General features: G+C 71.0%; 22 protein-coding genes. 19 read left to right on the forward strand and 3 right to left on the reverse strand.

Annotated features, from left to right (window positions below):
- The 16 genes from OG285_RS30585 to OG285_RS30660 all read left to right on the forward strand — a co-directional run bounded on the left by OG285_RS30585 (window position 1) and on the right by OG285_RS30660 (window position 17854).
- Window positions 1-1287, forward strand: a complete 1287-nt coding sequence (locus OG285_RS30585) for a dihydroorotase (RefSeq protein WP_356829305.1) — start codon at window positions 1-3, stop codon at window positions 1285-1287.
- On the forward strand, window positions 1284-1949 hold the full coding sequence (locus OG285_RS30590) for a hypothetical protein (RefSeq protein ID WP_371792773.1): 666 nt from the start codon (window positions 1284-1286) through the stop codon (window positions 1947-1949). Before OG285_RS30585 ends, OG285_RS30590 begins: the two co-directional genes overlap by 4 nt.
- Entirely contained in the window at window positions 1946-3112 is a 1167-nt protein-coding gene (gene carA / locus OG285_RS30595) for a glutamine-hydrolyzing carbamoyl-phosphate synthase small subunit (RefSeq protein WP_356829301.1), read from the forward strand. The genes OG285_RS30590 and carA overlap by 4 nt, the downstream gene beginning before the upstream one ends.
- Window positions 3105-6416: a carbamoyl-phosphate synthase large subunit gene (gene carB / locus OG285_RS30600; RefSeq protein WP_371792774.1), complete on the forward strand. Its 3312-nt coding sequence runs from the start codon at window positions 3105-3107 to the stop codon at window positions 6414-6416. The genes carA and carB overlap by 8 nt, the downstream gene beginning before the upstream one ends.
- Before the next feature lie 107 nt (window positions 6417-6523).
- Window positions 6524-7636 carry a quinone-dependent dihydroorotate dehydrogenase gene (locus OG285_RS30605; protein ID WP_371792775.1) on the forward strand — a complete coding sequence of 371 codons (1113 nt, stop codon included), beginning with the start codon at window positions 6524-6526 and terminating at the stop codon, window positions 7634-7636.
- Complete coding sequence (gene pyrF / locus OG285_RS30610; RefSeq protein WP_356829295.1) at window positions 7633-8481, forward strand: orotidine-5'-phosphate decarboxylase; 849 nt, start codon at window positions 7633-7635, stop codon at window positions 8479-8481. Before OG285_RS30605 ends, pyrF begins: the two co-directional genes overlap by 4 nt.
- A gap of 302 nt (window positions 8482-8783) precedes the next feature.
- The gene (locus tag OG285_RS30615; protein ID WP_266858973.1) at window positions 8784-9107 is read left to right on the forward strand and encodes an integration host factor; all 324 of its coding nucleotides are present in this window, start codon (window positions 8784-8786) and stop codon (window positions 9105-9107) included.
- 38 nt (window positions 9108-9145) lie between these two features.
- Window positions 9146-9739 carry a guanylate kinase gene (gene gmk / locus OG285_RS30620; protein ID WP_356829293.1) on the forward strand — a complete coding sequence of 198 codons (594 nt, stop codon included), beginning with the start codon at window positions 9146-9148 and terminating at the stop codon, window positions 9737-9739.
- A 25-nt stretch (window positions 9740-9764) separates the two neighbouring features.
- The gene (rpoZ, locus tag OG285_RS30625) at window positions 9765-10037 is read left to right on the forward strand and encodes a DNA-directed RNA polymerase subunit omega (protein ID WP_003970369.1); all 273 of its coding nucleotides are present in this window, start codon (window positions 9765-9767) and stop codon (window positions 10035-10037) included.
- A gap of 101 nt (window positions 10038-10138) precedes the next feature.
- Entirely contained in the window at window positions 10139-11395 is a 1257-nt protein-coding gene (gene coaBC, locus OG285_RS30630; RefSeq protein WP_371792776.1) for a bifunctional phosphopantothenoylcysteine decarboxylase/phosphopantothenate--cysteine ligase CoaBC, read from the forward strand.
- A 239-nt stretch (window positions 11396-11634) separates the two neighbouring features.
- Entirely contained in the window at window positions 11635-12852 is a 1218-nt protein-coding gene (gene metK, locus OG285_RS30635; RefSeq protein WP_356829289.1) for a methionine adenosyltransferase, read from the forward strand.
- A gap of 241 nt (window positions 12853-13093) precedes the next feature.
- Entirely contained in the window at window positions 13094-13843 is a 750-nt protein-coding gene (locus OG285_RS30640) for a TetR/AcrR family transcriptional regulator (RefSeq protein ID WP_356829287.1), read from the forward strand.
- Window positions 13844-14014: 171 nt separating this feature from the next.
- Window positions 14015-14209, forward strand: a complete 195-nt coding sequence (locus OG285_RS30645; RefSeq protein WP_356829285.1) for a ferredoxin — start codon at window positions 14015-14017, stop codon at window positions 14207-14209.
- Entirely contained in the window at window positions 14206-15411 is a 1206-nt protein-coding gene (locus OG285_RS30650) for an FAD-dependent oxidoreductase (protein WP_356829283.1), read from the forward strand. The genes OG285_RS30645 and OG285_RS30650 overlap by 4 nt, the downstream gene beginning before the upstream one ends.
- The gene (locus OG285_RS30655) at window positions 15408-16643 is read left to right on the forward strand and encodes an NAD(P)-binding domain-containing protein (RefSeq protein WP_371792777.1); all 1236 of its coding nucleotides are present in this window, start codon (window positions 15408-15410) and stop codon (window positions 16641-16643) included. The genes OG285_RS30650 and OG285_RS30655 overlap by 4 nt, the downstream gene beginning before the upstream one ends.
- Window positions 16640-17854 (forward strand): cytochrome P450, encoded by a 1215-nt coding sequence (locus OG285_RS30660; protein ID WP_356829279.1) that lies wholly within the window; start codon window positions 16640-16642, stop codon window positions 17852-17854. Before OG285_RS30655 ends, OG285_RS30660 begins: the two co-directional genes overlap by 4 nt.
- Here the strand turns inward: OG285_RS30660 and OG285_RS30665 are convergent.
- The 3 genes from OG285_RS30665 to OG285_RS30675 all read right to left on the reverse strand — a co-directional run bounded on the left by OG285_RS30665 (window position 17844) and on the right by OG285_RS30675 (window position 20271).
- Window positions 17844-18722, reverse strand: a complete 879-nt coding sequence (locus OG285_RS30665) for a biotin-dependent carboxyltransferase family protein (protein WP_356829827.1) — start codon at window positions 18720-18722, stop codon at window positions 17844-17846. The two genes, OG285_RS30660 and OG285_RS30665, sit on opposite strands and share 11 nt — an antisense overlap.
- A 5-nt stretch (window positions 18723-18727) precedes the next feature.
- Complete coding sequence (locus tag OG285_RS30670; RefSeq protein ID WP_371793655.1) at window positions 18728-19402, reverse strand: allophanate hydrolase subunit 1; 675 nt, start codon at window positions 19400-19402, stop codon at window positions 18728-18730.
- Window positions 19403-19521: 119 nt separating this feature from the next.
- The gene (locus tag OG285_RS30675) at window positions 19522-20271 is read right to left on the reverse strand and encodes a 5-oxoprolinase subunit PxpA (RefSeq protein ID WP_356829823.1); all 750 of its coding nucleotides are present in this window, start codon (window positions 20269-20271) and stop codon (window positions 19522-19524) included.
- A 170-nt stretch (window positions 20272-20441) separates the two neighbouring features.
- Between OG285_RS30675 and OG285_RS30680 the strand changes: the two genes are divergently transcribed.
- The 3 genes from OG285_RS30680 (at window position 20442) to OG285_RS30690 (ending at window position 22990) form a co-directional block, all read left to right on the forward strand.
- The gene (locus OG285_RS30680; RefSeq protein ID WP_371792778.1) at window positions 20442-21161 is read left to right on the forward strand and encodes a GntR family transcriptional regulator; all 720 of its coding nucleotides are present in this window, start codon (window positions 20442-20444) and stop codon (window positions 21159-21161) included.
- Between the two features lie 132 nt (window positions 21162-21293).
- Window positions 21294-22025, forward strand: coding sequence for a DUF969 domain-containing protein (locus tag OG285_RS30685; protein ID WP_356829275.1), 732 nt, complete (start codon window positions 21294-21296; stop codon window positions 22023-22025).
- On the forward strand, window positions 22022-22990 hold the full coding sequence (locus OG285_RS30690) for a DUF979 domain-containing protein (RefSeq protein ID WP_356829273.1): 969 nt from the start codon (window positions 22022-22024) through the stop codon (window positions 22988-22990). Before OG285_RS30685 ends, OG285_RS30690 begins: the two co-directional genes overlap by 4 nt.
- The last annotated feature ends 10 nt before the right edge of the window (window positions 22991-23000 follow it).

A 23000-nucleotide genomic window follows, 5' to 3' on the forward strand; every position in this document is an offset into this window, starting at 1 on the left:
ATGAGCAAGACCCTGATCCGTGGTGCGAAGGTGCTCGGCGGCGAGCCGCAGGACGTCCTGATCGACGGCGAGACCATCGAAGCGGTGGGCCCAGGCCTGTCCGCCGACGGCGCCGAGGTCATCGAGGCCGACGGCCGCGTCCTGCTGCCCGGCCTGGTCGACCTGCACACCCACCTCCGCGAGCCGGGCCGTGAGGACTCCGAGACCGTGCTCACCGGCACCAAGGCCGCCGCCGTCGGCGGATTCACCGCCGTCCACGCCATGGCCAACACCTTCCCGGTCGCGGACACCGCCGGCGTCGTGGAGCAGGTCTGGCGGCTGGGCAAGGAGTCCGGCTACTGCGACGTGCAGCCCATCGGCGCCGTCACCGTCGGCCTGGCGGGCAAGCAGCTCGCCGAACTCGGTGCGATGCACGACTCGGCCGCAGGCGTCCGGGTCTTCTCCGACGACGGCAAGTGCGTGGACGACGCCGTGATCATGCGCCGCGCCCTGGAGTACGTGAAGGCCTTCGACGGCGTCGTGGCCCAGCACGCCCAGGAGCCCCGGCTCACCGAGGGCGCCCAGATGAACGAGGGCGTCGTCTCCTCCGAACTGGGTCTCGGCGGCTGGCCCGCCGTCGCCGAGGAGTCGATCATCGCCCGCGATGTGCTGCTCGCCGCCCACGTCGGCTCCCGGGTGCACATCTGTCACCTGTCGACAGCCGGTTCCGTGGAACTCGTCCGCTGGGCCAAGTCCAAGGGCTGGAACGTCACCGCCGAGGTGACCCCGCACCACCTCCTGCTCACCGACGAGCTGGTCCGCACGTACAACCCCGTCTACAAGGTCAACCCACCGCTGCGCACCGAGGCCGATGTGCTGGCCCTGCGCGAGGCGCTCGCCGACGGCACGATCGACTGCGTCGCCACCGACCACGCCCCGCACCCGCACGAGGACAAGGACTGCGAGTGGGCCGCGGCCGCCATGGGCATGGTGGGGCTGGAGACCGCGCTCTCCGTCGTCCAGCAGACGATGGTCGACACCGGGCTCGTCGACTGGGAGACCGTCGCCGACCGGATGTCCTTCCGGCCCGCGGCCATCGGACGCCTGGCCGGCCACGGCCGCCCGATCGCGGCCGGTGAGCCCGCGAACCTCACACTGGTCGACGCGGCTTACCGTGGTGAGGTGGACCCCGCGGGCTTCGCCTCCCGCAGCCGCAACACCCCGTACGAGGGCCGTGAGCTGCCGGGACGCGTCACCCACACCTTCCTGCGGGGCAGGGCAACGGTCGTGGACGGGAAGCTGGCGTGACACCTCTCATCAATCTTCACCCCGCACATCTTCATCTGGCGGCGCAGCAGAAGTCGGCGGACGTCACCGACTGGTCGGGCCGCATCGGCTGGATCGTGGGCCTGCTGCTCTTCGTCGCGCTCGTCTACTGGCTGATGCGCGAGGGCTGGAAGTGGCGGGGCACCCTCCAGGGCGACCTGCCCGAGCTGCCCACCGCGCCGGACGCCCCCGGCGCGGCCAGACTGGAGATGAGCGGCCGCTACCACGGCTCGACCACCGCCGGGCAGTGGCTCGACCGGATCGTCGCGCACGGCCTGGGCACCCGCAGCAAGGCCGAGGTGACGCTCACGGACGCGGGTGTGGATGTCGTACGCCCCGGGGCGAGCGACTTCTTCATCCCGGCGGCGCGGCTCCGCGAGGCCCGGCTGGACAAGGGCATCGCGGGGAAGGTCCTCGCCGAGGGCGGCCTGCTGATCATCACCTGGCAGCACGGCGACAAGCTGATCGACTCCGGCTTCCGCTCCGACCGGGCGGCGCAGCACGCCTCCTGGGTCGAGGCGGTCAACGCCATGAGCCACCCGGCGGACGCCCCCGCCGGAACCACCCCGGCGAGCGCCCGCACCGCTGACAGCACCACCAGCACCACGCACCACCCGATCACGACGGAAGGCACCGCACGATGACGATCTCCAGCCCGGGGAACGCCCCGGAGAGGAAAGCGGCATCTCCCGCCGTACTCGTCCTGGAGGACGGCCGGTGCTTCCGCGGCCGCTCCTACGGGGCCACCGGGGAGACCTTCGGTGAAGCGGTGTTCAACACCGGGATGACCGGCTACCAGGAAACCCTCACCGACCCCTCCTACCACCGCCAGGTCGTCGTGATGACGGCCCCGCACGTGGGCAACACCGGCGTCAACGACGAGGACGACGAGTCCGCGAAGATCTGGGTCGCCGGATATGTCGTACGCGACCCCGCCCGTATCCCGTCGAACTGGCGCTCACGCCGCTCCCTGGACGACGAGCTGGTGGCGCAGGGCATCGTCGGCATCAGCGGTGTCGACACCCGCGCCCTCACCCGCCATCTGCGCGAGCGCGGCGCGATGCGCGTCGGCATCTTCTCCGGCAACGCGGTCGCCGACGAGGGCATGCTCCTCGCCAAGGTCCGGCAGGCACCCGAGATGAACGGCGCCGACCTCTCCGCCGAGGTCGCCACCACCGAGACCTACGTGGTCCCGGCGGTCGGCGAGAAGAAGTTCACCGTCGCCGCCATCGACCTCGGCATCAAGGGCATGACCCCGCACCGGATGGCCGAGCGCGGCATCGAGGTGCACGTCCTGCCCGCGACCGCCACCGTCGACGACGTGTACGCGGTCGCCCCCGACGGAGTGTTCCTCTCGAACGGCCCCGGCGACCCCGCCACCGCCGACCTGACGGTCATCAAGGCCGTTCTGGAGCGGAAGACCCCGCTCTTCGGCATCTGCTTCGGCAACCAGCTGCTCGGCCGCTCGCTGGGGTTCGGCACCTACAAGCTCAAGTACGGCCACCGGGGGATCAACCAGCCCGTGCAGGACCGTACGACCGGCAAGGTCGAGGTCACGGCGCACAACCACGGCTTCGCCGTCGACGCCCCCCTCGACCAGGTCTCCGACACGCCGTACGGCCGCGCCGAGGTCTCCCACGTCTGCCTCAACGACAACGTGGTCGAGGGTCTCCAGCTGCTCGACCAGCCGGCCTTCAGCGTCCAGTACCACCCCGAAGCAGCAGCGGGCCCGCACGACGCCGCGTACCTCTTCGACCGCTTCACGTCTTTGATGAACACAGCCCTGATGGAGGCCCAGCGTGCCTAAGCGCTCCGATATCCAGTCCGTCCTGGTCATCGGGTCCGGGCCGATCGTGATCGGCCAGGCCGCCGAGTTCGACTACTCGGGGACCCAGGCCTGCCGGGTGCTCAAGGCCGAGGGCCTGCGGGTCATCCTGGTCAACTCCAACCCGGCCACGATCATGACCGACCCGGAGATCGCCGACGCCACCTACGTCGAGCCGATCACCCCGGAGTTCGTCGAGAAGATCATCGCGAAGGAGCGCCCGGACACCCTGCTGCCGACCCTCGGCGGGCAGACCGCGCTCAACACCGCCATCTCCATGCATGAGAACGGTGTCCTGGAGAAGTACGGCGTCGAGCTGATCGGCGCCAACGTCGAGGCGATCAACAAGGGTGAGGACCGCGAGCTCTTCAAGGGCGTCGTCGAGGCCGTCAAGGCCAAGATCGGTTACGGCGAATCCGCCCGCTCGGTCATCTGCCACTCGATGGAAGACATCATCGCCGGAGTGGACACTCTCGGCGGCTACCCCGTCGTCGTGCGCCCCTCCTTCACCATGGGCGGCGCCGGTTCCGGCTTCGCGCACAACGAGGAGGAGCTGCGCCGGATCGCCGGCCAGGGCCTGATGCTCTCGCCGACCACCGAGGTGCTCCTGGAGGAGTCCATCCTAGGCTGGAAGGAGTACGAGCTGGAGCTGATGCGCGACAAGAACGACAACGTCGTGGTCGTCTGCTCCATCGAGAACTTCGACCCGATGGGCGTGCACACCGGTGACTCGATCACCGTCGCCCCGGCGATGACGCTGACCGACCGCGAGTACCAGCGGCTGCGCGACATCGGTATCGCGATCATCCGCGAGGTGGGCGTCGACACCGGCGGCTGCAACATCCAGTTCGCCGTCAACCCCGACGACGGCCGGATCATCGTCATCGAGATGAACCCGCGGGTCTCGCGCTCGTCCGCGCTGGCGTCCAAGGCGACCGGATTCCCGATCGCGAAGATCGCCGCCCGGCTCGCCGTCGGGTACACGCTGGACGAGATCCCCAACGACATCACGGAGAAGACCCCGGCGTCCTTCGAGCCGACGCTCGACTACGTCGTCGTGAAGGTGCCTCGATTCGCCTTCGAGAAGTTCCCGGCCGCCGACGCCACCCTCACCACCACCATGAAGTCGGTGGGCGAGGCCATGGCGATCGGCCGGAACTTCTCCGAGGCCCTCAACAAGGCGCTGCGCTCGCTGGAGAAGAAGGGCTCGCAGTTCACCTTCGTGGGCGAGCCCGGTGACAAGGCCGAGCTGCTGGAGACCGCCAAGATCCCCACCGACGGCCGGATCAACACCGTCATGCAGGCCATGCGGGCCGGCGCGACCCCGGAGGAGGTCTTCGACGCGACGAAGATCGACCCGTGGTTCGTCGACCAGCTGTTCCTGATCCTGGAGCACGCCGACGAGCTCGCCGCCGCCGAGAAGCTGGACCCCCAGCTCCTCGCCGACGCCAAGCGGCACGGCTTCTCCGACGCCCAGATCGCCGGGATCCGGGGCCTGCGCGAGGACGTCGTCCGCGAGGTGCGGCACGCGCTGGGTGTGCGCCCGGTCTACAAGACGGTCGACACCTGCGCCGCCGAGTTCGCCGCGAAGACCCCGTACTTCTACTCCTCGTACGACGAGGAGAGCGAGGTCGCACCCCGCGAGAAGCCCGCCGTGATCATCCTCGGTTCGGGTCCCAACCGCATCGGCCAGGGCATCGAGTTCGACTACTCCTGCGTCCACGCCTCCTTCGCGCTGAGCGACGCGGGCTACGAGACCGTGATGGTCAACTGCAACCCCGAGACCGTCTCCACCGACTACGACACCTCCGACCGGCTCTACTTCGAGCCGCTCACCCTGGAGGACGTCCTGGAGATCGTGCACGCCGAGACGCTGGCCGGGCCCGTCGCCGGTGTCGTCGTCCAGCTCGGCGGCCAGACCCCGCTGGGTCTGGCGCAGGCGCTCAAGGACAACGGTGTGCCGGTCGTCGGCACACCCCCGGAGGCGATCCACGCCGCCGAGGACCGCGGCGCCTTCGGCCGGGTCCTCGCCGAGGCCGGGCTGCCCGCCCCCAAGCACGGCACCGCCACCACCTTCGACGAGGCCAAGGCCATCGCCGACGAGATCGGCTACCCGGTCCTGGTCCGCCCCTCGTACGTGCTGGGCGGCCGCGGCATGGAGATCGTCTACGACGAGACCCGGCTCGCCGCGTACATCGCGGAGTCCACCGAGATCAGCCCCACCCGCCCGGTGCTGGTCGACCGCTTCCTCGACGACGCGATCGAGATCGACGTGGACGCGCTCTACGACGGCACCGAGCTCTACCTCGGCGGCGTCATGGAGCACATCGAGGAGGCCGGGATCCACTCCGGCGACTCCGCCTGCGCGCTGCCCCCGATCACCCTCGGCGGCTTCGACATCAAGCGGCTGCGGATCTCCACCGAGGCGATCGCCAAGGGGGTCGGTGTCCGCGGACTGATCAACATCCAGTTCGCGCTGGCCGGCGACATCCTCTACGTCCTGGAGGCCAACCCGCGCGCCTCCCGCACGGTCCCCTTCACCTCGAAGGCCACCGCGGTCCCGCTGGCCAAGGCAGCCGCCCGCATCTCGCTCGGCGCGACCGTCGCCGAACTGCGCGCCGAGGGCATGCTCCCGGCGACCGGCGACGGCGGCACCCTGCCGCAGGACGCGCCGATCTCCGTCAAGGAGGCCGTGATGCCGTGGTCGCGCTTCCGCGACATGCACGGACGCGGCGTCGACACCGTCCTCGGCCCGGAGATGCGCTCCACCGGCGAGGTCATGGGCATCGACTCGGTCTTCGGCACCGCGTACGCCAAGTCGCAGGCCGGCGCCTACGGGCCGCTGCCCACCAAGGGCCGCGCCTTCATCTCGGTCGCCAACCGGGACAAGCGCTCGATGATCTTCCCGGCCCGCGAGCTGGTCGCGCACGGCTTCGAGCTGCTCGCCACCTCCGGCACCGCCGAGGTGCTGCGCCGCAACGGCATCAACGCCACCGTGGTCCGCAAGCTCAGCGAGGGCGAGGGCCCCGGCGGTGAGCGGACCATCGTCCAGCTCATCCACGACGGCGAGGTCGACCTCATCGTCAACACCCCGTACGGCACCGGCGGCCGGCTCGACGGGTACGAGATCCGCACCGCGGCCGTGGCCCGCTCGGTGCCCTGCCTCACCACGGTCCAGGCCCTCGCCGCGGCCGTCCAGGGCATCGACGCGCTCAACGGCGGCGACGTCGGCGTCCGCTCCCTCCAGGAACACGCACGCCATCTGACCGCCGCACGCGAGGTCTAGCAGCCCACGAGGGGGACACCGGAAACGGTGTCCCCCTCTTCGCGAGCCCCCGTCCCTGACCCCCGTTCGTGAGTTCCCGCCCGGGGGCTCGTCATGAGGAAAGCCGGATGTACAAACTCTTCTTCGACCTGGTCTTCAAGCGGATGGACCCCGAGCGCGCCCACCACCTGGCCTTCGGCTGGATCCGCACCGCGGCGCGGATCCCGGTGCTGCGCACGTTCGCCGCCGCCGCGCTCGCGCCCCGCCACAGGGAACTGCGTACGGAGGCCTTCGGCCTGCGGATGCACGGCCCCTTCGGCCTCGCCGCCGGCTTCGACAAGAACGCGGTCGCCATCGACGGCATGACCATGCTCGGCTTCGACCACGTCGAGATCGGCACCGTCACCGCGCAGCCGCAGCCCGGCAACCCCAGGAAGCGGCTCTTCCGCCTGGTGGCGGACCGCGCGCTCATCAACCGCATGGGCTTCAACAACGAGGGCTCCGCGGCCGTGGCGGCCCGTCTGGCGGCCCGCAACCCCGTCTTCAGGACCACCGTCGGCGTCAACATCGGCAAGACCAAGGTCGTCCCCGAGGAGGAAGCCGCCGGCGACTACGTCACGTCGACCGAGCGGCTGGCCCGCCACGCGGACTACCTCGTCGTCAACGTGTCGTCGCCGAACACCCCGGGGCTGCGGAACCTCCAGGCCACCGAAGCGCTGCGCCCGCTGCTGACCGCCGTGCGCGAGGCGGCCGACCGCAGCGTCACCGGGCGGCGGGTCCCGCTCCTGGTGAAGATCGCCCCCGACCTCGCCGACGAGGACGTGGACGCCGTCGCCGACCTGGCGGTCGAACTGGGTCTGGACGGCATCATCGCCACCAACACCACCATCGCCCGCGACGGTCTCGGCCTGCGGTCGGCCCCGGCGCTCACCGGGGAGACCGGCGGTCTCTCCGGCGCACCGCTCAAGGAACGCTCCCTGGAGGTCCTGCGCCGTCTGCACGCGCGCGTCGGCGGCGACCTCACCCTGATCGGGGTCGGCGGCATCGAGACCGCCGAGGACGCCTGGCAGCGGATCCTGGCAGGGGCCACGCTGGTCCAGGGCTACAGCGCCTTCATCTACCAGGGCCCGTTCTGGGCCCGCGCGATCCACCAGGGCCTCGCGGCCCGGCTGCGCGACAGCCCGTACGCCACGCTCGCCGAAGCCGTCGGCGCCGACACCCGGAAGAAGGCCGTCCGATGACGCCCCAGCAGCCACTCGAACCGTTCGGCACCCGGCTGCGCCGGGCCATGGACACCCGCGGGCCGCTCTGCGTGGGCATCGACCCGCACGCCTCCCTGCTGACCGCCTGGGGCCTCGGCGACGACATCGCCGGTCTGGAGCGCTTCACCCGTACGGTCGTGGAGGCGCTGGCCGACCGGGTGGCGGTGCTCAAGCCGCAGTCCGCGTTCTTCGAGCGGTTCGGCTCGCGCGGCATCGCCGTCCTGGAGAAGGCCGTCGCCGAGGCGCGTTCGGCGGGGGCCCTGGTGCTGATGGACGCCAAACGCGGCGACATCGGCTCGACCATGGGGGCCTACGCCGCGACCTACCTGGACCCTGAATCGCCGCTCTTCTCGGACGCGGTGACCCTCTCGCCGTACCTCGGGTTCGGCTCGCTGCGCCCGGCCCTGGACGCCGCGGTGCTCAGTGGCGCCGGCGTCTTCGTCCTCGCGCTGACCTCCAACCCGGAGGGCGCCGAGGTCCAGCGGGCCACGACGCCCGACGGCCGGCCGCTCGCCCGGCTGATGCTCGACCACATGGCGGCCGAGAACGAGGGCGCCGACCCGCTCGGCTCGGTGGGCGCCGTCGTCGGTGCGACGCTCGGTGACCCGGGGGTACGCCTGGACATCAACGGCCCGCTGCTCGCCCCCGGTATCGGCGCCCAGGGCGCGACGCCCGCGGACCTGCCCCGGGTGTTCGGTTCCGCGGTCGGCAACGTGGTGCCGAGCGTCAGCCGGGGAGTCCTGCGCCACGGGCCGGACGCCACGGCCCTGCGCGATTCGGCCGCCCGCTTCGCCGACGAAGTCCGTACGGCGGTCGCCGGGTAGCGAGTGTCCGGCCGATCAGCGAGGTCCGGGGCCGGACAGAGCCGGAAACCCGGGGTCGGACGGTCAGAATCAGCCAGTTCCCGTCCGGTGGGCCGAAAACCGGGGTGTTATGCCCTAAATATCCCCTCCGGCCAAGGCTGACCAGGACTTTTCGTCTGTTCTCGCTGACTGGAGCGGCCCTGGCCGCTAGTCTCCGTCGAGAGCCGACGCGCAATTCTGTTGCTCGTCGCTTCGCAGGTGTGGGGCGATCAGGTTCCTCACCGGTCCGTATCCGACAGTTCGACATCCGAGGTGACGTAGGCGTGGCTCTTCCGCCCCTTACCCCTGAACAGCGCGCAGCCGCGCTCGAAAAGGCCGCCGCGGCTCGCCGGGAGCGGGCCGAGGTCAAGAATCGACTCAAGCACTCCGGCGCCTCCCTGCACGAGGTCATCAAGCAGGGCCAGGAGAACGGCGTCATCGGGAAGATGAAGGTCTCCGCCCTCCTTGAGTCCCTGCCCGGTGTGGGCAAGGTCCGCGCCAAGCAGATCATGGAGCGGCTCGGCATCTCCGAGAGCCGCCGAGTGCGCGGTCTCGGCTCCAATCAGATCGCCTCTTTGGAGCGCGAGTTCGGTGGCGGCGCTGCCTGACGTCCCGGGCACCCCCGGGAAGCTGGAATAATCGCCGCATGGCTGCAACACCCCGGGGGACGACCCCCGTACCCCCGGACCCCCATCCGCGGTTGACCGTGCTCTCCGGCCCCTCCGGGGTCGGCAAGAGCACGGTCGTCGCCCATATGCGCAAGGTTCACCCCGAGGTCTGGCTCTCGGTGTCGGCGACGACCCGCAAGCCGCGCCCCGGTGAGCGCCACGGCGTCCATTACTTCTTCGTGGGCGACGAGGAGTTCGACAAGCTCATCGCCAACGGTGAGCTGCTCGAGTGGGCCGAATTCGCGGGCAATCGGTACGGCACCCCGCGCCGGGCCGTCCTGGACCGCCTGGAGGCGGGGGAGCCGGTGCTCCTGGAGATCGATCTCCAGGGCGCCCGGCTCGTACGGGAATCGATGCCCGAGGCCCAGCTGGTCTTCCTGGCACCGCCGGGCTGGGACGAGCTGGTCCGCCGGCTCACCGGGCGCGGGACCGAACCGCCCGATGTCATCGAACGCAGGCTGGCGGCCGCGAAGATCGAACTGGCCGCCGAGTCGGAGTTCGACACGACTCTTGTCAATACCTCCGTCGAGGACGTGGCCCGCGAGCTGCTAGCCTTGGTCAAAGTTCTTTGATTTTCACTCCATCGGAAGGCAGAGAGTGTCCTCTTCCATCACCACGCCCGAGGGCATCATCAACCCGCCGATTGATGAGCTGCTCGAGGCAACCGACTCCAAGTACAGCCTTGTGATCTACGCCGCCAAGCGTGCGCGCCAGATCAACGCGTACTACTCGCAGCTGGGCGAAGGCCTGCTGGAGTACGTCGGTCCGCTGGTGGACACTCACGTCCACGAGAAGCCCCTCTCGATCGCGCTCCGCGAGATCAACGCGGGTCTGCTGACCTCCGAGGCCATCGAAGGCCCCGCGCAGTAACGCAGACAGTGAGTTCTTTCACTCCGGGCCCGGCAGCACAGCTGCCGGGCCCGGAGTGTTTCCCGGGGTCCCCCGGAGTGCTGCCCCGCGGGTGATGCAGCATGGGGGTGTACGAATCCGAATGCGGAGCCGGAAGCCGGGGAGACGTGGACGTGGCGGAGAAGCCGAAGGTCGTTCTGGGGGTCAGCGGAGGCATCGCCGCGTACAAGGCGTGCGAGGTACTGCGCAGGCTGACCGAGTCCGGCCATGACGTACGGGTCGTGCCGACCGGTTCCGCGCTGCACTTCGTCGGCGCCGCGACGTGGTCGGCGCTCTCCGGGCACCCCGTGTCCACCGAGGTCTGGTCCGACGTCCACGAGGTTCCGCACGTGCGGATCGGACAGGATGCGGATCTGGTGCTGGTCGCCCCCGCCACCGCCGACCTGCTCGCGAAGGCCGCCCACGGGCTCGCCGACGACCTGCTGACCAACACGCTCCTCACCGCGAGATGTCCGGTGGTCTTCGCCCCGGCGATGCACACCGAGATGTGGGAGCACCCGGCCACCCGGGAGAACGTGGCGACGCTGCGCCGCCGCGGTGCCGTCGTCATCGAACCCGCTGTCGGGCGCCTCACCGGTGTGGACACCGGCAAGGGCAGGCTCCCCGACCCCGGCGAGATCTTCGAGACCTGCCGCCGGGTGCTCAACCGCGGGACCGCGGAGCCGGACCTGGCGGGCCGCCATGTGGTCGTCAGCGCGGGCGGCACCCGGGAGCCGCTCGACCCGGTCCGCTACCTGGGGAACCGCTCATCGGGCAAGCAGGGGTACGCCCTGGCCCGCACGGCCGTCGCACGCGGCGCCCGGGTGACGCTGATCGAGGCCAACACCGGACTGCCCGCCCCGGCCGGGGCCGATGTGGTGCACGTGGGCACGGCGGTGCAGCTTCGGGAGGCCGTGCTGAAGGCCGCGGCCGACGCCGACGCGGTGGTCATGGCGGCAGCCGTGGCCGACTTCCGGCCCGCGGCCTACGCCCAGGGCAAGATCAAGAAGCGGGACGGCCAGGAGCCCGCACCGATCACCCTGGTCCGCAATCCGGACATCCTCGCCGAGATCTCCGCGGAGCGCGCCACGCCCGGACAGGTCGTGGTCGGTTTCGCGGCCGAGACCGACGACGTGCTCTCCAACGGGCGCCACAAGCTGCGGCGCAAGGGCTGCGATCTCCTCGTCGTCAACGAGGTCGGGGAGCACAAGACCTTCGGCTCCGAGGAGAACGAGGCGGTCGTCCTCGCCGCCGGGGGTGAGGAGACCTCCGTGCCGTACGGCTCCAAGGAAGCCCTTGCCGATACGGTCTGGGATCTGGTGGTACCGCGCTTCGGATGAAAATCTGGTGACATCCGCCGGGCCGGAGGGAGCTGGTGGAAGCCGCTTTCCACCCCATTTCGGCGGCCATCAGGCCATACCGCCGGTGCAGTGCCTCAGGTCACACGGCTCCCACAAAGCGAGACACGTGCCCCGTTGACCGGAGGTGACCGATAAACTGGTCACGGAATGAGTCGGGCGCAGCCCCCGGCCACTCCACCAATGATCAGCCAGCAGCCGCTGCAACCCCAGGGAGCGTTGTGTCCCGTCGTCTGTTCACCTCGGAATCTGTCACCGAGGGCCACCCCGACAAGATCGCTGACCAGATCAGCGACACGATTCTCGACGCGCTTCTGCGGGAGGACCCCGCTTCCCGTGTCGCCGTGGAGACCCTGATCACCACGGGCCAGGTGCACGTGGCCGGCGAGGTCACCACCAAGGCGTACGCCCCGATCGCGCAGCTCGTGCGCGACAAGATCCTCGAAATCGGCTACGACTCCTCGAAGAAGGGCTTCGACGGCGCCTCCTGCGGCGTGTCGGTGTCCATCGGCGCGCAGTCCCCGGACATCGCCCAGGGCGTCGACACCGCGTACGAGAAGCGGGTGGCCGCTGCCGGCACCGAGGAGGACGACCTCGACAAGCAGGGCGCCGGCGACCAGGGTCTGATGTTCGGCTACGCCTGCGACGAGACGCCCGAGCTGATGCCGCTGCCCATCCACCTGGCACACCGGCTCTCGCGCCGCCTCTCCGAGGTCCGCAAGAACGGGACCATCCCGTACCTGCGCCCCGACGGCAAGACCCAGGTCACCATCGAGTACGACGGCGACAAGGCGCTCCGGCTGGACACGGTCGTGGTCTCCTCGCAGCACGCGAGCGACATCGACCTGGACTCGCTGCTCGCCCCCGACATCCGCGAGTTCGTCGTCGAGCACGTGCTCAAGCAGCTGATCGACGACGGCATCAAGCTGGACACCGAGGGCTACCGGCTGCTGGTCAACCCCACCGGACGGTTCGAGATCGGCGGCCCGATGGGCGACGCCGGCCTGACCGGCCGCAAGATCATCATCGACACGTACGGCGGCATGGCCCGGCACGGCGGCGGCGCCTTCTCGGGCAAGGACCCGTCGAAGGTGGACCGCTCCGCGGCGTACGCCATGCGCTGGGTCGCCAAGAACGTGGTGGCCGCGGGCCTCGCCACCCGCTGCGAGGTCCAGGTCGCGTACGCGATCGGCAAGGCCGAGCCGGTGGGCCTGTTCGTGGAGACCTTCGGTACCGCCGCCACCGACGTCGAGAAGATCGAGCACGCGATCACGGACGTCTTCGACCTCCGCCCGGCCGCGATCATCCGCGACCTGGACCTGCTGCGCCCGATCTACGCCCAGACCGCCGCGTACGGCCACTTCGGCCGCGAGCTGCCGGACTTCACCTGGGAGCGCACCGACCGCGTGGACGCACTGCGGAAGGCCGCGGGGCTCTAGCAGCCGCCGTTCCTGATGCAGCAGCACTGCCCGGCTCCTCCACCGGAGGCGCCGGGCAGTGCTGTGAGGTATTCCGGCTGTACGGTCTTCCGGCTGCGCCGTATCCCCGCTGTGCCGTATCCCCCTGCTGTGCCGTTCCCCCGAGTCGGCCGGATCGGGGAGGGGACCGGCTCTGCGGGCGGACGGCCTCACCAGCGCCGGACCCCCAGGCTCTGTTCCGAGGGAGAGGTCGAACCAACTCATGGCAACACGGTCCGTTCCCGGCGGCGCGGGGCCAGGGCGGGTCCGCAGCCGCCGCGGGCAGGGCGAGCAGCTGCGCAGGGACATCCTGGACGCGGTCGGCCGCCTGCTGGACGACTGGGGCGGCATCGACAAACTCACGATTCGAGCGGTGGCCCGTGAGGTCGGCGTCGCGGCTCCCAGCATCTATCTGCACTTCGCCGACAAGGCCGAGCTGGTGTGGGCGGCCCTGGAGGACAAGTACGCCGACCTCGCCGGCCGCATGCAGGCGGCCGACGCCGCCGCCGACCCGCAGGACGCACGGAACCGGCTGCGTGCGCAGATGCGGGCGTACTGCGGCTTCGCTCTGGACAACCCCGGCCACTACCGGCTGATGTTCGAGATCCCGCAACCGGCGGTGGCCGCGACCCGCATCGGCCGCCATCCCTCCCGCCGGGTGTCGTCGAGCCTGCGCGAGGCATGCGGCCGCTGTGTGGACGAGGGCTATGCGCCGACCCTGCCGGTCGCACAGACCGCGCACACCCTGTGGGCCGGACTGCACGGAAACATCGCGCTGTCCCACGCCCTTCTCTCCACCGAGCCGATGGAAACCCTCATCCTGGACGTCGCGGACGGGCTGCTCGACTCCCTGGTTCCCGACAGAGCCCCGGACAGTGCCCCACGCGCTCCGGTCCCCGAGACCCCGGCCTCCCGGCACATCAGGGCCATACAGTCGGGCCTGGGCGGCCACGGAGATTCTGACCAGGGGTAACACCGCGCCGAATCAAGCGGCTTGGCTCCCGGCGAACCGATTGACGGTGACCGGCACGGGGGTCTAACGTCCGTTACTGAACTTAGTTAGGTGACTGGGGCAAGCATTTTCTGTCTGCCCGTATCCCCCCACCCGCGTGGCTCTCCCCGAGAGCTCGACGGAGGTTGTGACATGGAGATTTCCCTCGACTTCGACAAGTGCTGCGGGGCAGGCCAGTGCGTGCTCGCCGCTCCCGAGGTCTTCGACCAGCGTGACGACGACGGCGTCGTGGTCCTGCTCGATGCCGATCCGCCTGCCGAGGAGTACGAGAACGTGCGCAGGGCCGCCCAGGTCTGCCCTGCGGCCGCGATCGACGTACGGCCGTGAACGCGCCGCCGCCCGCACGGATCGCGGTGGTCGGCGCATCGGCGGCCGGGCTGGGCGTCGTGGAGGGACTGCGGCGCGAGGGCTACGCGGGCGGTCTCACCCTGATCGGGGACGAGCCCCATCTGCCCTACGACCGGCCGCCGTTGTCCAAGCAGCTGCTGACCGGCGAGTGGGGGAGCGACCGGCTCGGGCTCCGCGGCGCAGCGGCCATCGAGGCACTCGGCCTCGACCTGCGTCTCGGTACCAAGGCGGTGGCCCTGGACACCCGCAGCCGGGAGGTCCGCCTGGACCGGGGCGGCGCGGTCGGTTACGACGCACTGGTGGTGGCCACCGGGGCGGCCGCCCGGTGGCTCGCCGGTACCCGGGGAGTCGCCGGAGTGCACGTACTGCGCACCCTGGAGGACGCCCTCGGGTTCCGCGCCGAGCTGCGCCCCGGAGTTCGCCTGGTCGTCGTCGGGGCGGGCTTCCTGGGCGCGGAGGCAGCCGCGGTCGCCCGCGGGGCCGGTGCCGAGGTCACGATGGTGACGGACGCGGCGCTGCCGCTCGGCGACGTACTGGGCCCCGTCCTGGGCGGGATGCTGGCCGGGGTCCACGTGGAGCACGGCGTACGGATCGTGTCCGGGACAAGGGCCGGCACCGTACTGGCCGATCACGGCCGCGCCACCGGTGTACGGCTGACCGACGGCAGAGTCCTCGATGCGGACGCGGTGCTGGTCGCCGTCGGAGCCGTACCCAACGTCGGCTGGCTCGCCGGAAGCGGTGTCCCGCTCGGGGACGGTGTCGAGTGCGACGCCACCCTGTACGCCGGATCGGGCGTGTGGGCCGCGGGTGACGTCGCCAACTGGCCGCATCCGCGCACCGGCAGCCGGATCCGGATCGAACACCGGACGAACGCCGCCGAGCAGGGCATCGCCGTGGCCCGCAACATCCTTGCCGGGCCCGGCCGGGCCGTTCCCTTCGACCCGGTCCCCTACGTCTGGTCGGACCAGTACGGGCTCAGGCTCCAGATCTACGGCCGGACCCGTGGAACGGACACCGTACGGATCGTGGAGGGCGCCCCGGAGGACCGCAAGCTGGTCGCGCTGTACGCCGACGGCGGACGGGTCCGCGGCGTCGTCGGTGTGAACATGCCGCGTGCGACCCGCGGTTACCGCGCACTGGTCGCCGAGACGGCCGCTCTGGACGAAAGGTCAGTCGCATGACGGACAGCAAGGACCTCAGGGCCGGTGTGGTGGGCCTCGGAATGATCGGCGGCGGAGTGGCCGTCAGCCTGGCGCGCCGGGGCCGGGCGCTCTCGGTCCACGACATCAGGCCCGACGCCTCGGCCCACCTGGCCGGCGTGCCGGATCCGCTGGACTCCCCGGCCGAAGTGGCCGCGGCCAGCGACGTGGTGATGGTCGCCGTCGTCGACGCCGGTCAGGCCCGGGACGTGATCGGTGGCGAGCACGGACTGCTGTCGGCCGCCCGGCCGGGTCTGACGATCGTGCTGCTCGCCACCGTCGCGCTGCCGGTCGTCCACGAGCTGGCCGGCCTGTGCGCCGAGCACGGTGTCGGGTTCCTGGACTGCGGGGTGACACCTGGCGACCGGGCCGCCGAGAACGGCATGGTCGCCATCCTCGGCGGTGAACAGCCCACCGTGGAGGCGGCGATGCCGGTGCTGGAGGACTGGGCCAGGAAGGTCGTCCACTGCGGTCCTCCCGGAGCCGGTATGGCCACCAAGATCGCCCGCAATGTCGTCACCTACGGAAGCTGGCGCAGCGTCTCCGAGGCCGCAGCCCTGGCCGGCGCCGCCGGTGTGGATCCGGACCGGCTCGCCGAAGTGATCGACACCGCCGATCCCGATGGCCACACCCTGTTGCAGCTGTTGCGCATGCGCGGGCCCGACGGCGCGCTGCCCGGGGCTGTCGGCCGGCAGATCGAGCCGCTGATGACCAAGGACCTCGACGCCGCACGTGAGTTGGCCGCGTCGCTCGGCGTGGAGGCGCCGCTCGTCGACGTGGCCCGCGCTCGCGCCCACCAGACCCTGGGGCTGGGCGAACAGCCTGCTCCGGCCGCGGAGGACCTCCACCGCTTCGGTCTGGACATGATGGACCGGGTCTACGGGCCCGGATTCAGCTCGGCCGTCCCGGAGACGGGCGAGCCGTTCACGGAGGAGACGGTCGACTATCTCTTCGCCCGGATCTGGAGCCGCCCCGGCCTCTCCGTACGGGACCGCAGGCTGCTCACTCTGGGCGTGGCCGCCACCACCGGCCGCCAGGAACTCATCCGGATCATCGCCGGCGGCGGCCTGGTCAACGACGAGCTGACCCCCGATCAACTGCGGGAAGCCGCACTCCACCTGGCGGTCTACGTCGGATGGTGCAACGGCACCGCCACCCACGCCGGCGTCACCGCCGCCATCCAAGCCCACACCCCCCACCAGGAGCCGTCATGACCGAGCCTCTCGTCGACCAGCCCGTCACCCGGGCACCCGGCAAACCCCTGGACCCGCCCGCCGAGTTCACCCAGCTGCGCGAGGACCAGCCCCTGGTCAAGGTCCGTTTCCCCAACGGTTCGACCGGCTGGCTCGCCACCCGCTTCGAGGAGGGGAGCCAGGTATTCAGCGACCCGCGGCTGAGCGCGAAGCGCTGGCGGCACGACACCCCCGAGGGCGAGGTGGCGGAGGCCGGCGAGGACTCTCCGTTCGACGTGGGCTTCGTGTTCATGGACGAGCCCGAGCACGGCGCCTACCGGAGGCTGCTCTCCGGACGCTTCACGCCCAAGGCCGTACGGACCAAGCTCCAGCCGTACCTGGACCGGATCATCGACGAGCACCTGGATGCCATCGCCGCCGGGCCGGAGACCTTCGACTTCATCGAAGCGATGGCCCTGCCGATTCCCTGCCTGGTGATCTGCGAGCTCCTCGGCGTTCCCTACAAGGACCGCGACGGTTTCCACCACGCCACCGAGGCGATGATGGACATGGGCCGCAGCCGTGAGGAGCGTGACGCGGGTGCGCACTGGCTGGTCGGGTACATCACCGACCTGGTCGCCGAGAAGCGCCGCACCGGTGACACCGAGGGGATTCTCGCAGAGCTGATCAACCGGGCCGACGGCGCCGACGCCGTGCTGACGGATCGTCAGTTGATTGGTCTCGGTGTCCTGCTGCTGTTCGCCGGCCACGACACCACGGCCGCGATGATGGGTCTCTCCACGCTGACGCTGCTCACCCATCCCGAGCAGCGTCAGAAGCTGGTCGAGCACCCCGAGAAGACCGGGACCGCCGTCGAGGAACTGATGCGCTACCTGACGATCGTCCAGTTCGGGCTGGGGCGGGTGGCCAAGGAGGACCTGGAACTCGGCGGCGCGCAGATCAAGAAGGGCGAGCTGGTGGTCGTCGCCATGAACGCGGCCAACCGCGACCCGCGCACGTTCGAGAACCCCGACGTCCTCGACATCGACCGCAGGATGGTGCGTCATATGGGCTTCGGCTACGGCGTCCACGCCTGCCTCGGCCAGAACGTCGCACGGGCCGAACTGACGAGTGTCCTCCCCAAGCTCTTCAAGCGCTTCCCGGACCTGAGGCTCGCCACTCCTCTGGAGGAGGTGCCGATGGACTTCACCGGCACCAACTACGGCGTCCGCAAGCTCATGGTCACCCGCTGAGAGGAGCCGGCAGGGTGAACCGCAGTGCCGTTCCCGGGGCCGCCTGCGCCGCCGCGGCCAGGGACTGCTCCGGCACGACGCCGATCACCGGGTAGCCGCCGGTCGTCGGGTGGTCGTTGAGGAAGATCACCGGGCGGCCGTCCGGCGGGACCTGGACCGAGCCCAGGACGACGCCCTCGCTGGGGAGTTCGCCGTGCCGGGCCCGTTCCAGGGCGGGGCCCTCGGTGCGCAGGCCGATGCGGTTGCTGTGCGGCGACACCCGGTACCCGGCCGTCGCCAGCGTGCGCAGCGCGGCCGGTGTGAACCAGTCGTGGCGGGGGCCGGGCCGCACCGGCAGGACCAGGGAGCCGGGGATGCCGGGCCACGGTGCGGTGTCGGCGCCCGGAACCGGGGTGCGGCCCGTCGGTGCGCCGAGCGGGAGCGCGTCGCCGTCGCGCAGGGGGGCCGGGCCGAGACCCGACAGCAGGTCCGCCGATCTGCTGCCCAGTACCGGCTCCGGGCACAGACCGCCCCCGAACGCCAGATAGCTGCGCACCCCGTGCTGCGCCCGATGCGCTTCGAGCACCGCACCGGCGGGCACCAGCACCGGTGCGCCCCACGGCGCGGGCCGGCCGTCGACCGTGACCCGGCAGGGCGCGCCCCCGACGACCGCGGTCACCGCCTCGGTGGGGCGGACCGCGCAGCCGGTGAGCGTGGTCTCCAGCACGGCGGCGTCCGGCGGGTTGCCGGCCAGCCGGTTGGCCAGCTCCCGGGCCGGGGCGTCCAGGGCGCCCGCGCGGGGGACGCCGAGATGGGCGTATCCCGCGCGGCCGGCGTCCTGCACCGTGGTCAGGGCGCCCGCGCGGACCACCTGGAGCCTGGCTGTCATCCCTGTCACGGGGCTGCCTCCCCGGTACGCGTTCCCGCGGCGCGGTGGCGCTCCGGGGTCTCCATGAAACGGACCCGGGTGCCCGGTGTCAGCAGTGCGGCGGGATCGCGGTCCTGATTCCAGAGGCACTCCGGATCGGGGGTCCGCCCGATGAGCTGCCAGCCGCCCGGCGACGCGCGCGGGTACACGCCGGTGTACGGACCGGCGAGCGCCAGCGATCCGGCGGGGACCCGGGTGCGCGGGGTGGTGCGGCGGGGCACCTGGAAGTGTTCGGGAAGGCCGGTGAGGTAGCCGAATCCGGGAGCGAAGCCCGAGAAGGCGACCCGGAATTCGATGCCGCTGTGGATCCGGGCCACGTCGCCGGGGCCGACCCCCCACAGGGCGGCCACATCCGCGAGGTCGGGGCCGTCGTACACCACGGGGACCTCGACGGCCGGGCCGGCGTCCCGGGGCAGCGGCGGGATCCGCCAGGAGCCGAGAGCCCGGGCCAGGCGCTCCGGGGCGCCGGGCGAGCCGTCCGCGATGCCGTCGAGCAGCACGGTTCGCGCGCCGGGAACGATCTCCCGTACGGCGGGGAGCGAGCCGAGGCCGCGACGGCGCAGCAGTTCGGCGTGGAACGCCTCGGCGGCCGCCCCCGTGGGGAGCTCCACGAGCAGACCGTGGCGTCCTGCGGGCAGCACCCGGACGGGATCGGTGCCGGCCACCTCGTTGCCCGTCCCCTCGTTGCCCGTCCCCCTGGTGCCGGGTGCTTCGCCGCGGGCGGCTTCCGTCCCGGTCGCTTCGGCCCCGGTCACCCCGTTCACGCGAACGCCCGGACCGCGACACCGGCCGCTTCGAGTGCCGCCCTGATCCGGCGGGCGACCCCGGCCGCTCCGGGAGTGTCGCCGTGCACACACAGGGATCGGGCGCCGACCGGCACCCGGCTGCCGTCGGCGGCGGTGACCGTACCGTCGACAGCCATCCCGACCGACCGGCGCACGACTGTTCCGGCGTCCTCGACCACCGCGCCCGGTTCGCGGCGCGGCACGAGTGTGCCCTGCGGGGTGTACGCGCGGTCGGCGAACGCCTCCTCGACGGCCGGGAGGCCGGCGTCCCGGGCGGCGGCGAGCAGGTGTGAGCCCGGCAGCCCCAGGACCGCGAGGCCGCCGCCCGCGAGGCGGATGCCTTCGACGACCGCCGCGGCCTGCTCCTCGTCCCGGACGGTGCGGTTGTAGAGGGCGCCGTGCGGTTTGACGTACGAGACACCAGGCCCGGCGGCTTCCGCGAAGACGCGTAGCGCGCCGATCTGATAGGCGACCTCGGCGGCCAGTTCACCGGGCGGCACATCCATGGAGCGGCGGCCGAAACCGGCGAGATCCCGGTACGAGACGTGGGCGCCGATGCGTACGGCGCGGGCTGCGGCCGTGTCGCACACCCGGCGCATCACGGAGGCGTCGCCCGCGTGGAAACCGCAGGCGACATTGGCACTTGTCACACAGGAGAGCAGGGCGTCGTCATCGGTGAGCTGCCACCGGCCGAAGCCCTCGCCGAGGTCCGCGTTGAGATCCATCACGCGCGTAACCTAACTAATTGTTCAACAATCTGACAAGAGGTGATGGGGGGCCGGGCCGGACGCCGGTCCGGGGTCGGCTTGGGCGCCGGCGCACCGCTGCGGTTGACTTGGCGGCGCCGCCCGGCACGGGGTGGAGCGGCACACGACTGACGGACAGGGGCCGAGACATGGTGGGGACAGCGGGCCGGACTTCTCCGGACCTCTCCGAGCTGACGGCCGGCGGTGCCGGGCCGGTCGGCGCGGGGGCGGGTACCGCGGAGCGGGTGGCCGCGATCCTGCGGGAGCGGATCACCGAGGGGTACTTCCCGCCCGGCAGCCGCCTGTCCGAGGAGAGCCTCAGCTCGGCGCTCGCGGTGTCCCGCAACACGCTGCGGGAGGCGTTCCGGCTGCTCACGCACGAGCGGCTGCTGGAGCACCGGCTGAACAGGGGCGTCTTCGTCCGTGTCCTGGCGGTCGAGGATCTCGTCGACATCTACCAGGTCAGGCTGCTGGTCGAGTGCTCCGCGCTGCGGGCGCTCGGGGAGCCGCCGTACCGGCTGGACGACGTGGAGGCCGCGGTGGCCACCGGGGAGCGGGCCGCGGCCGTGGACGAGTGGGCGGCCTGCTCCACCGCCAACATCCGGTTCCACCAGGCGCTGGCGGCGCTCGCCGGGAGTCCCCGGGTGAACGAACTGATGCGCAACGTGCTGGCCGAGCTGCGTCTCGCCTTCCATGTGATGGCGGACCCGCGGCGTTTCCACGAGCCCTATCTCACCCGGAACAGACAGCTCGTGGACCGGCTGGCCGCAGGTGACGCGGCGGGTGCCGAGCGGATGCTGGGCTTCTATCTGGAGGACTCCCGCCGACAGCTCGCCGAGGCCTACGCGATGCGCCTCGCCGCGGAGTGAGGGGGAGTGAGGCGGAGTGAGTACGGGGTGACGCACACCTCTTGTGTGTTTGTTGAACAATCGCCTAGGGTCTCGCGCAGCATCCCCGTCTGATCAGGGCCGCCAGGCCCATGCGCGGAAGAAGGCCGACGCGTGATCGTTCTCCTCGGCGTGCTCGTGGTGATCCTCGGATTCGCCACGCGCCGCAACCCCCTCCTCGTGGTGGGCGCCGCCGGCATCGTGACCGGACTGCTCGGCAAGATGTCGCCGCAGGAGGTGCTGGCCGCGTTCGGCAACAGTTTCGCCTCGTCCCGCTCGGTGACCGTCTTCGTCATCACGCTCCCGGTCATCGGACTCCTGGAGCGCTACGGCCTCCAGGAACAGGCCCGCAACCTCATCGGACGACTCGGCGCGCTGACCACCGGCCGCTTCCTCGCGCTCTATCTGCTCATCCGCCAGCTCACCGCCTCCGTCGGGCTCACCAGCATCGGCGGTCCGGCGCAGAGCGTGCGCCCGCTGATCGCCCCGATGGCCGAGGCCGCCGCCGAGAGCAGGGCGGGCGGTCCGCTGCCGAAGCGGGTGCGCGAGAAGATCCGCTCGCACGCCTCGGGCGCCGACACCATCGGCATGTTCTTCGGCGAGGACTGCTTCATAGCGATCGGCTCGATCCTGCTGATCACCGGCTTCGTCAACTCGACGTACCACCAGCACCTCGAACCGCTCAGCCTCGCCCTCTGGGCGATCCCGTCCGCGATCTGCGCCTTCCTCATCCACGGCGCACGGCTGCTGCACCTCGACCGGGTGCTGGAGCGCGAACTGGCCGTCGTCGCCGCCGAGAACGAACTCGCCGCCCATACCGCCCGCCGCCCCGAGGACCTCAAGTGATCAAGTCCGAGTACTTCTTCTGGCTGATCGGCGCGGTCTTCCTGGTGATGGCGGCCCAGATGGCCGGCGACCGCACCAACCCCAGGCGCTTCGGTTCGGCGTCCTTCTGGGGCCTGATCGGCGCGTGCTTCTTCTACTCGACCGGTGTGGTCGACAAGTCGCTTCCCGCCGAGCCGCTCGGTGCCGCCGTCCTGGTGCTGATCGTCCTGGGCGGGTTCGGCTTCACCGGCAAGGGAACACCGCACACCCCGCCCCGTGAGGAGCGGGCCGCTTCGGCGGCGCGATTCGGCAACAAACTGTTCCTCCCCGCCCTCACCATTCCCGTCGTCGCGATGCTCTGCGCGACGCTGCTGAAGAAGGTGCACATCGGCGGCGAGCCGGTCCTGGAGCCGGGATCCGAGACGATCCTGGGACTTGGCGTCGGGGCGATCGCCGCGATGGTGGTCGGCATGACCGTCCTGCGCGAGCGCCGCGTCTCGGTCCCGCTGCACGCCGGGCGCAACATGCTCGAATCCATGGGGTGGGCCCTCGTACTGCCCCAGTTGCTCGCGGTGCTCGGGTCGATCTTCCAGACGGCGGGCGTCGGAGACCAGGTCGGCCGCATCACCGAGGCGATCCTTCCGGACGGCCAGCGGTTCATCGCGGTGCTCGTCTACTGCTGCGGCATGGTCCTGTTCACGATCGTCATGGGCAACGCGTTCGCCGCCTTCCCCGTGATGACCGCGGCAGTCGGCTGGCCCGTCCTGATCCAGCAGATGCACGGCAGCATCCCGGCGGTCCTCGCCATCGGGATGCTGTGCGGCTTCTGCGGCACCCTCGTCACGCCCATGGCCGCCAACTTCAACCTGGTCCCGGCGGCGCTGCTGGAACTGGACGACCAGTACGGACCGATCAAGGCCCAACTGCCCACGGCGGCGGCCCTGCTGGTCTGCAACATCGCCGTCCTCGCGCTGTTCGCCTTCTGACCGCCCGTTC

It is taken from the genome of Streptomyces sp. NBC_01471, from assembly GCF_041438865.1.
Taxonomy (GTDB): Bacteria; Actinomycetota; Actinomycetes; order Streptomycetales; family Streptomycetaceae; genus Streptomyces.

Excerpts from the sequence above, each read along its gene's own strand:
- OG285_RS30640 (WP_356829287.1), top strand. The coding sequence starts at position 13,094 with ATGGCAACACGGTCCGTTCCCGGCGGCGCGGGGCCAGGGCGGGTCCGC.
- OG285_RS30655 (WP_371792777.1), top strand. The coding sequence starts at position 15,408 with ATGACGGACAGCAAGGACCTCAGGGCCGGTGTGGTGGGCCTCGGAATG.
- OG285_RS30645 (WP_356829285.1), top strand. The coding sequence starts at position 14,015 with ATGGAGATTTCCCTCGACTTCGACAAGTGCTGCGGGGCAGGCCAGTGC.
- gmk (WP_356829293.1), top strand. The coding sequence starts at position 9,146 with ATGGCTGCAACACCCCGGGGGACGACCCCCGTACCCCCGGACCCCCAT.
- OG285_RS30665 (WP_356829827.1), bottom strand. The coding sequence starts at position 18,722 with ATGACAGCCAGGCTCCAGGTGGTCCGCGCGGGCGCCCTGACCACGGTG.
- coaBC (WP_371792776.1), top strand. The coding sequence starts at position 10,139 with ATGGGGGTGTACGAATCCGAATGCGGAGCCGGAAGCCGGGGAGACGTG.
- OG285_RS30660 (WP_356829279.1), top strand. The coding sequence starts at position 16,640 with ATGACCGAGCCTCTCGTCGACCAGCCCGTCACCCGGGCACCCGGCAAA.
- OG285_RS30585 (WP_356829305.1), top strand. The coding sequence starts at position 1 with ATGAGCAAGACCCTGATCCGTGGTGCGAAGGTGCTCGGCGGCGAGCCG.
- OG285_RS30680 (WP_371792778.1), top strand. The coding sequence starts at position 20,442 with ATGGTGGGGACAGCGGGCCGGACTTCTCCGGACCTCTCCGAGCTGACG.
- pyrF (WP_356829295.1), top strand. The coding sequence starts at position 7,633 with ATGACGCCCCAGCAGCCACTCGAACCGTTCGGCACCCGGCTGCGCCGG.
- OG285_RS30675 (WP_356829823.1), bottom strand. The coding sequence starts at position 20,271 with ATGGATCTCAACGCGGACCTCGGCGAGGGCTTCGGCCGGTGGCAGCTC.
- carA (WP_356829301.1), top strand. The coding sequence starts at position 1,946 with ATGACGATCTCCAGCCCGGGGAACGCCCCGGAGAGGAAAGCGGCATCT.
- OG285_RS30605 (WP_371792775.1), top strand. The coding sequence starts at position 6,524 with ATGTACAAACTCTTCTTCGACCTGGTCTTCAAGCGGATGGACCCCGAG.